The sequence below is a fragment of the Lysinibacillus sp. genome, assembly GCF_032093475.1.
GTDB lineage: Bacteria > Bacillota > Bacilli > Bacillales_A > Planococcaceae > Lysinibacillus > Lysinibacillus irui.
Genome location: NZ_DAMDAY010000164.1, coordinates 1 through 7,675 on the forward strand (window position 1 = coordinate 1; position 7,675 = coordinate 7,675).

The following is a 7,675-nucleotide window of genomic DNA, read 5'->3' on the forward strand; positions in this document are numbered from 1 at the left end:
AAAAATGTCATTGTCGAGCACCCAATATACGGAGAACTCATAGCATCGATTATGGTATCTAACCGTCATGAAGTGAAACAATTTATAGAACGTGTTAACGAAACACAGGCAAATTATTTATCAGCTCTCACAGGCGGCATTCATTTGCATGTTATTACTGCACCTTCTGTTGAGGTATTAACTTTGATTGAACAAGCTCTAGAAAAAAAGGGATACTTAGTGCAAGATCAATAAATAAAAAAGCACCGTCTGGGATATCATGTCAAACGGTGCTTTGTGTTTTATTGTAGGTATAGTCTTCTCTCCGCGGGTACCCCTATCATATTAGGAGAGGAATCTTTGTCGTTGAGAAGGTGTTGGCAAAAGACATTCACTTTTCTGACCGAATAAACGATAGCGATATTTGGCAAATAGGCGGTATAGCGCATTGCGTATAAATGGTGGCACGAGGATGAAAAGATACAAGCAAGGCCACAGCCTATCTAATTTCTTACATATTTTTAGAGCAGCTGTTGATTCAAAAAAAACTTGCCCATGTTCAATAAGAATCACACTATCTATATTCTTTGAAATATTGAACTGCGCTAGTAGGTTTTGGCCAAAATCACTTTGAAGTGAGGCAAATTGAAAATAGCCAGCTTGATCACGCTTAATAATAAATTGAACCGTGCTATCACAAAAATTACAGACACCATCAAATAAAATGATCCCACCCATCACATTTCCTCCTTATCGTTACTCTGCATCGTCTGAAGTTAAATAAGTAAAGTAGGTACCCAGTGACTTGACCTTACAGCCTAGGGCAGCAAGCTCTTCCATTGCCCCACGCATCATCGGTTCTTTTTCATCTGCTAATACATCAATCATGAAGAAATAATCGCCTAAACCTGTTTTAAGTGGACGTGATTCAATTTTACTTAAATTCAGTTGACGCCAGGCAAAAACAGAAAGCACCTGATGTAACGCCCCTGAACGATCAGTCGGCAATGTTATCATAAATGTCGTTTTTGCTTGCCCCTCTGATAGCTCTTGTGGCAAGCGTTTATTTTGTTTAGACAATACAAAGAAGCGTGTATGGTTAAAATGGAAATCATGGATATTCGACTCCACTATTTCAAGGCCATACTTTTCCGCTGCCGCCGCATTACCGACTGCCGCTATACATTCTTCTGGGTTTTCAGATACATATTTTGCTGCAGCTGCAGTTGAAGTAGTTTGATGTAATGGTACATGACTGAAACGATAAAATAAATATTTATGACATTGTGCAAGCGCATGAGGATGGGAATAGACACCCTCGATCGATTGCCAATGATCCTTCTGCGCTTTATTGACCATTAAATGTTGCTGGATTTTAAGGAGTAATTCACCAGTCACATACAGTGTTGCCTCATGGAATAAGTAATCTAATGTTAACGTTACAGAACCTTCTAAGGCATTTTCTAAAGGTACGACAGCTAAATCAACCTTTCCCTCTGCGACAGCCTCAATACATTCTGGAATCGTTGCGCATGGTATAAGCCACTCATTTGGAAAAGTAGCCTTTGTTGCTAAGTATGTAAATGATGCTTCTGGTCCTAAATAGGCAATTCGATTTTCCCATTGTTGCTTTGTCATTGCAAATACCTCCTTTATGGCACAATAAGGAGCAGCCCCTCCTGTGCAATCACTGTTGGGACAGCTCCTTATTTGAGCTTTGTTATCGTATTTTTTACCTATAGACTTATTCAATACGATAATTGTCATTTTTATCAAAAATTAAAGGCTTTGAACACTACAATACTTATAATGCACCAGAACTAATCACTTCTGCTGATTCAACAAAATCTAAGCGTTTTAATTGCTGGATGAGATCATCAAGGTCACAGGTCATGCTCGTTACATCCAATGATAATGTAACATTAGCACGACCCTGAATAGGGATTGTTTGATGAATTGTCAATACATTACAATGTGTAATGGTCACCGTTTCTAAAAGCTTGGCAAGTGTTCCTTTTCTATCTTGAAGCTGTAAAAAGACTGTTAAAATGCGTTCCTGCACAATTGAATGAAAAGGAAAAACCGCATCACGATATTTGTAAAACGCACTTCGCGATAAATCCACCTGCTTTACCGCATCCCAAATGGAGGATACTGAACCACTTGATAGTAGGTGTTTCGCCTCCAAAGTTTTTTGCATTGCATCCGTTAAAACATCCTCACGAACTAAATAATATCGCTGATTCGCAACATTCTTCATACGCTTCCCCCTAAAACTCATGTCTTAATCGACAAATTCAAATTCAAACTCTTGTAGGCGTACTGTATCGCCATCTTGTGCTCCACGCTCTCGAAGAGCCTCGTCCACACCCATTGCACGCAATTGTCGAGCAAAACGACGAATTCCATCTTCACGGCTAAAGTCTGTCATTTTAAATAAACGTTCAATCGCATAACCACTAATAATAAAGGTACCATCATCATCACGAGTAATTTCGAAATCTTCGCCTTTTGCTTCATGCTTGTACATGACTGTTGCCTCTGATTGCTCCTCTAAGTCATCATATAGAGGGAATTCAGGCGTTACTTCTAATAGATCCGCAATGGCAAATAGAAGCTCTTTTAACCCTTGACGTGAAATAGCAGAAATCGGGAAGATTTGTACTTCCTCTCCGACCTTTTGGCGGAATTCCGCTAAGTTTTCTTCTGCATCTGGCATATCCATTTTATTGGCAACAATAATTTGTGGACGCTCTGTTAAACGAAGATTATATTGTTTCAGTTCTTCATTGATTGTTAAATAATCCTCATACGGATCGCGGCCTTCCATTCCTGACATATCAATGACATGAACAATAACCCGTGTACGCTCAATATGTCTTAAAAATTGATGGCCTAATCCTACCCCTTCGTGTGCTCCTTCGATTAGCCCCGGTAAATCTGCCATCGCAAAGCTTCGGTGATCATCTGTTTCAATCATCCCTAAATTCGGTACAATGGTTGTAAAATGATAAGCACCAATTTTTGGTTTAGCTGCAGAAACAACAGATAAAAGCGTTGATTTACCAACACTTGGGAAACCTACTAACCCTACATCTGCTAAAACTTTTAACTCTAATATAACATTTAATTCTTGTCCTGGCTCACCTTTTTCAGAAAGTTCTGGCGCTGGGTTAGCAGGTGTGGCAAATCTTGAATTCCCACGGCCACCGCGTCCTGCTTTTGCAATAATAGCTCTTTGTTGGTGCTCGACTAAATCGGCAATGACAGCGTTCGTTTCCTCATTGATAACCACTGTTCCTGGTGGCACTTTAATAATTAAATCATCAGCATTTTTACCATGCATGCCTTTACTCATCCCATGTTCACCACGAGGAGCCTTAAAATGGCGTTTGTAACGGAAGTCCATTAATGTACGGAGACCTTCGTCTACTTCAAATACTACATTACCACCATGTCCACCATCGCCACCTGCTGGACCACCATTGGGTACATATTTTTCACGACGAAAGGCTACCATACCGTCTCCGCCGTCGCCACCTTTAACATAAATTTTTACGTGATCGACAAACATTTAGTTCACTCCCTATTTGCACTCAAGACATATTGCCAGCGCGTATTTGACTGCTCAATTGTTTGAATGTCGAATTGTTTCAAACCTTTTTCGGTGAATGCATCAGCACTCCATAACCCATTTAGCGTGAATGTCACGGCAAATGTATGATCGTCAACACGTACATCAAGCGTTAGGATCTGCTCTGTAAACGGATCTAATGTATCATAAACATGCAAAACTGTTTTGTTTAAATAATCTACAACTTCCTGATCAATATCATTGGTCACAGGCTTTTTTATCTCACCGCTTAGCTTCCATGCTAATGATGGATAACGCCATCCTGCTGTTTGTAGCCATTCTATTGTTTGTGGTAATTGTAGTCGATTGAGGATAGAAAACACTCTTAGTTGTTCTGAATAATGCTGAATAAGTTCCTTTGTTTCATCAATTCTACCTAAATCTAAATTCATGCGAATCAGTTGCAGTTGATTCACATAATCATGATTTGCAAAACGTAATACTTCACTAATGGTTAGTGATTGATTGTTCATCCCATTCACTCCAATAAAGTTATCCTTACTAGTATAACAAGTTTTGCTGTAATTTTCCCTAATTCTTTATTCAATTATGCCTTAGCATAATATGTTTCGATTGAGAAGTTAACGTGATAAACTACATTCTTCTCATCACCTATAGAAGAGGGAGACTTCTGTACCTGTTACTATGCTTTCATAAAAACATGTACTAAAAGTCATTGAAATTTAGCCAAAAAAAGGACTGCAATAAATGCAGTCCTCCGCTTTATGTTATCTTATAAAAGATTAAGCTTCTTGTGTTGCTGGGTATACAGATACTTGTTTGCGATCGCGACCTAAACGTTCGAATTTCACAACGCCGTCAACTTTAGCAAATAGTGTATCGTCACCACCACGACCTACGTTTGTACCTGGGTAAATTTTTGTACCGCGTTGACGGTAAAGAATTGAACCACCAGTTACGAATTGGCCATCAGCACGTTTAGCACCAAGTCGTTTAGACTCAGAGTCACGTCCGTTTTTAGTAGAACCAACCCCTTTTTTCGATGCGAAAAGTTGAAGGTCTAATGCTAATAATAATTTCATCGAGTTCCACCTCCTACTTGGTTGTAGTTGATTTGGATGTATTGTCCGTAATTTTGCACCATAGAATACACTTGGGCAGTCATTACTTGAACAATTAACTGTAGTTTTGCATCTATTTCAGGCTCTAAATCTAATGGTAAATCTACCTTCAGATAGCCTCCACCTTCAGCTGCTTGTTCGATTTCTGGTTGAATCTGTAATAATGCATAAATAGCATTGACTGTACCAATGGCAATAGTCGACGCTCCTGCACATACTAAATCTTTGCCAGATTCATCGTAACCAGCATGTCCTGAAAATTCGAATGCTGACACATGTCTATTTTCATCGTGATGAATCGTAACTTGTATCATTCGCTACACCTCACAATTAAGCGTTGATTGCTTCAACAACTAATTTTGTGTAAGGTTGACGGTGACCTTGTTTACGACGGTAGTTCTTTTTAGCTTTCATTTTGAAAACAACGATTTTTTTCGCACGGCCTTCTTTCACAACTTTAGCTGTTACAGTAGCGCCTTCTACGAATGGAGCGCCAACTTTAACGTTTTCGCCACCTACGAATAAAACTTTATCAAAAGTTACAACCTCGTCAGCTTCTACGCCTAATTTTTCAACATAGATTTCTTGACCAGCTTCTACTTTGATTTGTTTACCACCAGTTTCAATAATTGCGTACATTTTACTGCACCTCCTCTTAGACTCAGACTCGCCTGTTTAATAAAGGTGATCCTATCAGATACTTAAACCTTTCCAGAGCGGTTGTAGTAGCACGGGTGCTACAAACAATAACATTAAAATATTACCACATGATTTATTTTAAGTCAATCTATTCATAACATATTTTTCAAAGGCTATTCGATATTTTCGATAATGCCATTCTTTCCATGCTTGAAGCCAAATAAATAAAATGATAATTGCTAAAAAAATAGATTGTGGCAAAAAAAGCAACGTGATGAATAAAAGTATAGTCGAAACGATGAAGGATAGCCAATAATAACTTTCCACCAACTGAGCTCTTGGGTGATGTAAAAAGAGCCAGGCTAAAAATATTCTCCCTCCATCTAACGGTATGATAGGAACAATATTTACAGCCAATAACACTAGTTGCACGCTTATAAGTCTAGTAGCAAGTAGTTCAGGCATAAAAAAAGCGAGGCCAATCCCAATAATGGTAGCGATTGGTCCTCCTAATGCAATCCATAGGAGTGACGACGCTTGCACAACCGCTGGATTTTCAAATTGAATTTCTCCCCCATATGGTGTAATGACGCATGATTTCACCTTGACACCGCACAATAATGCTGCAATTAAGTGCCCTGCCTCGTGCCATAACAATGAAAATAATATAATGGCGTAATAAGCTAATTGCCCACTCAAAATCATGACAAACACAAGAGGGATGCACAGAAGATGTAATTTAATCTTCATTGGTCTCCGTCATTTCGAGCCATTGTACAATTTGCTCTAAATCGTAATGGGTATCTCCCTTTTCAATGGAAAGATAAAGTTGACCCGCTTCTTTCATGCCAATTAAATCATTTGCTTGAATAGATGTATAAGGTAGTTGTGCTAAACTATCTAGCATCCCATAAGATACTGTTGTACCATCTTCGTAACTAATGGTCATGGTCTTACCTGTATACTTTGTATGTCCAGTAAAAACAACTAAGCCTGTCTGACCAGCATAGACTGGCAAACCTACATCATACTGCAATAAATAGCCTTCTTTAAAAACTTGGGCGTTGGCAAATGTTAAAAGATCTGCTTGCCCTACATCACTAGATACCATGATCGTCTCTTTTTCTTTTTCGAACCAGCTTTGCCCGAGCTCACTTAAATACGTTAAATCAGCAGAGGTTGTCACAAGCTTCCGAACAGGTGTATCCACTACACCCTGATCCTCTAAACGAATTACAAGCATAATTGCTGCCACAAGTAATATCGTGACGAACCATTTCCATTTTTTAAACAAGCTCTCATCCTTTTTTCCACACTATATGAGATTGCATGTCCAAACATGCACAAGAAAAAACCTTCTCGTACAATTGCACGAAAAGGTTTTAATTTATTTTGAAAATAGCGCTTTAAGTTTAGAAAACATTCCTCTTTGCTCGTCTTGAATAGCCATCAAAGGCACCGATTCACCTAAAATACGACGAGCGATATTTCGATAGCCTAATGATGCTTTATTGGATGGGTCCATGACGATTGGCTCCCCTTTATTTGAAGAAGAAATTACGCCTTCACTATCTACAATAATACCTAATAAATCAATAGATAGATGGGTTGTAATTTCATTGACATCCAATGTGTCACCGCTCTTCATCATATGTTGTCGTATACGGTTAATGATTAGTTTAGGTGCTGTAATTTCCTCTTGCTCAAGTAAACCGATAATTCGATCCGCATCACGAACAGCAGAAATCTCAGGTGTTGTGACAACAATCGCATGATCTGCACCAGCAACGGCATTACGATAGCCTTGTTCGATACCAGCAGGACAGTCAATTAACACATAATCATAATCTCTTTTCAATTCCTCTACTAAGCTCTTCATTTGCTCTGGGGTAACAGCATTTTTATCTGTTGTTTGAGCAGCAGGTAATAAAAATAGTTTTTCATCTACGCGCTTATCCTTAATTAATGCTTGGTGAATTTTGCAGCGTCCTTCCACCACATCAACTAGGTCATAAATAATACGATTTTCTAGGCCTAAAATTACATCTAAATTACGCAGGCCAATATCTGTATCGACTAAACATACTTTTTTACCTTGTAGAGCCAATGCAGTCCCAAGGTTAGCCGTTGTCGTTGTTTTACCGACACCGCCTTTACCTGAAGTTATGACGATCGCTTCTCCCACACTAGCTTCCTCCCTTAGACACATTTAACAATGGTCGAATATTTTTTAAGGCATGAATTTGATCGTACGTAATCCGTCCATCGTAGCCAATAAAAGCACAAGTCATTTCTGCTTGATTCATCGCTTTTACATGTTCATCTGACATTGCCTGAGCTT

The 7,675-nt window shown here is 38.9% G+C and carries 12 protein-coding genes and 1 other annotated feature; of the genes, 1 reads left to right on the forward strand and 11 read right to left on the reverse strand.

The annotated features are described in order from the left end of the window. Positions 1–234, forward strand: a 234-nt coding sequence (locus RT445_RS22025; protein ID WP_313471562.1) for a 3H domain-containing protein, incomplete at its 5' end; no start/stop codon positions are given. Between the two features lie 90 nt (positions 235–324). Here the strand turns inward: RT445_RS22025 and RT445_RS22030 are convergent. The 11 genes from RT445_RS22030 to minD all read right to left on the reverse strand — a co-directional run bounded on the left by RT445_RS22030 (position 325) and on the right by minD (position 7,519). Then, positions 325–717, reverse strand: coding sequence for a thiol-disulfide oxidoreductase DCC family protein (locus RT445_RS22030; RefSeq protein WP_274793929.1), 393 nt, complete (start codon positions 715–717; stop codon positions 325–327). Between the two features lie 18 nt (positions 718–735). Next, positions 736–1,617 carry a prephenate dehydratase gene (gene pheA / locus RT445_RS22035; RefSeq protein ID WP_274793930.1) on the reverse strand — a complete coding sequence of 294 codons (882 nt, stop codon included), beginning with the start codon at positions 1,615–1,617 and terminating at the stop codon, positions 736–738. A 166-nt stretch (positions 1,618–1,783) separates the two neighbouring features. Continuing rightward, positions 1,784–2,239 (reverse strand): ACT domain-containing protein, encoded by a 456-nt coding sequence (locus tag RT445_RS22040; RefSeq protein WP_004226679.1) that lies wholly within the window; start codon positions 2,237–2,239, stop codon positions 1,784–1,786. 24 nt (positions 2,240–2,263) lie between these two features. Further along, entirely contained in the window at positions 2,264–3,553 is a 1,290-nt protein-coding gene (gene obgE, locus RT445_RS22045; RefSeq protein WP_274793931.1) for a GTPase ObgE, read from the reverse strand. A 5-nt stretch (positions 3,554–3,558) separates the two neighbouring features. Continuing rightward, positions 3,559–4,086, reverse strand: coding sequence for a Spo0B domain-containing protein (locus RT445_RS22050; RefSeq protein WP_274793932.1), 528 nt, complete (start codon positions 4,084–4,086; stop codon positions 3,559–3,561). Positions 4,087–4,356: 270 nt separating this feature from the next. Next, positions 4,357–4,656 (reverse strand): 50S ribosomal protein L27, encoded by a 300-nt coding sequence (gene rpmA, locus RT445_RS22055; protein ID WP_024363181.1) that lies wholly within the window; start codon positions 4,654–4,656, stop codon positions 4,357–4,359. Continuing rightward, entirely contained in the window at positions 4,653–5,009 is a 357-nt protein-coding gene (locus tag RT445_RS22060; RefSeq protein WP_274793933.1) for a ribosomal-processing cysteine protease Prp, read from the reverse strand. Before RT445_RS22060 ends, rpmA begins: the two co-directional genes overlap by 4 nt. 16 nt (positions 5,010–5,025) lie before the next feature. Next, positions 5,026–5,334: a 50S ribosomal protein L21 gene (gene rplU / locus RT445_RS22065; protein ID WP_274793934.1), complete on the reverse strand. Its 309-nt coding sequence runs from the start codon at positions 5,332–5,334 to the stop codon at positions 5,026–5,028. A gap of 14 nt (positions 5,335–5,348) precedes the next feature. Next, positions 5,349–5,427 (reverse strand) — a sequence feature (ribosomal protein L21 leader region). Between the two features lie 45 nt (positions 5,428–5,472). Further along, positions 5,473–6,084 carry a zinc metalloprotease gene (locus RT445_RS22070; RefSeq protein ID WP_274793935.1) on the reverse strand — a complete coding sequence of 204 codons (612 nt, stop codon included), beginning with the start codon at positions 6,082–6,084 and terminating at the stop codon, positions 5,473–5,475. After that, positions 6,074–6,628 (reverse strand): peptidoglycan DD-metalloendopeptidase family protein, encoded by a 555-nt coding sequence (locus RT445_RS22075; protein WP_312506761.1) that lies wholly within the window; start codon positions 6,626–6,628, stop codon positions 6,074–6,076. The genes RT445_RS22070 and RT445_RS22075 overlap by 11 nt, the downstream gene beginning before the upstream one ends. 93 nt (positions 6,629–6,721) lie before the next feature. After that, a complete protein-coding gene (gene minD / locus RT445_RS22080) occupies positions 6,722–7,519 on the reverse strand; it encodes a septum site-determining protein MinD (RefSeq protein WP_274793937.1) in 798 nt (265 codons plus the stop codon). Positions 7,520–7,675: the final 156 nt, after the last annotated feature.

Excerpts from the sequence above, each read along its gene's own strand:
- rplU (WP_274793934.1), bottom strand. The coding sequence starts at position 5,334 with ATGTACGCAATTATTGAAACTGGTGGTAAACAAATCAAAGTAGAAGCT.
- RT445_RS22040 (WP_004226679.1), bottom strand. The coding sequence starts at position 2,239 with ATGAAGAATGTTGCGAATCAGCGATATTATTTAGTTCGTGAGGATGTT.
- rpmA (WP_024363181.1), bottom strand. The coding sequence starts at position 4,656 with ATGAAATTATTATTAGCATTAGACCTTCAACTTTTCGCATCGAAAAAA.
- obgE (WP_274793931.1), bottom strand. The coding sequence starts at position 3,553 with ATGTTTGTCGATCACGTAAAAATTTATGTTAAAGGTGGCGACGGCGGA.
- RT445_RS22030 (WP_274793929.1), bottom strand. The coding sequence starts at position 717 with ATGGGTGGGATCATTTTATTTGATGGTGTCTGTAATTTTTGTGATAGC.
- pheA (WP_274793930.1), bottom strand. The coding sequence starts at position 1,617 with ATGACAAAGCAACAATGGGAAAATCGAATTGCCTATTTAGGACCAGAA.
- RT445_RS22050 (WP_274793932.1), bottom strand. The coding sequence starts at position 4,086 with ATGAACAATCAATCACTAACCATTAGTGAAGTATTACGTTTTGCAAAT.
- RT445_RS22070 (WP_274793935.1), bottom strand. The coding sequence starts at position 6,084 with ATGAAGATTAAATTACATCTTCTGTGCATCCCTCTTGTGTTTGTCATG.
- RT445_RS22060 (WP_274793933.1), bottom strand. The coding sequence starts at position 5,009 with ATGATACAAGTTACGATTCATCACGATGAAAATAGACATGTGTCAGCA.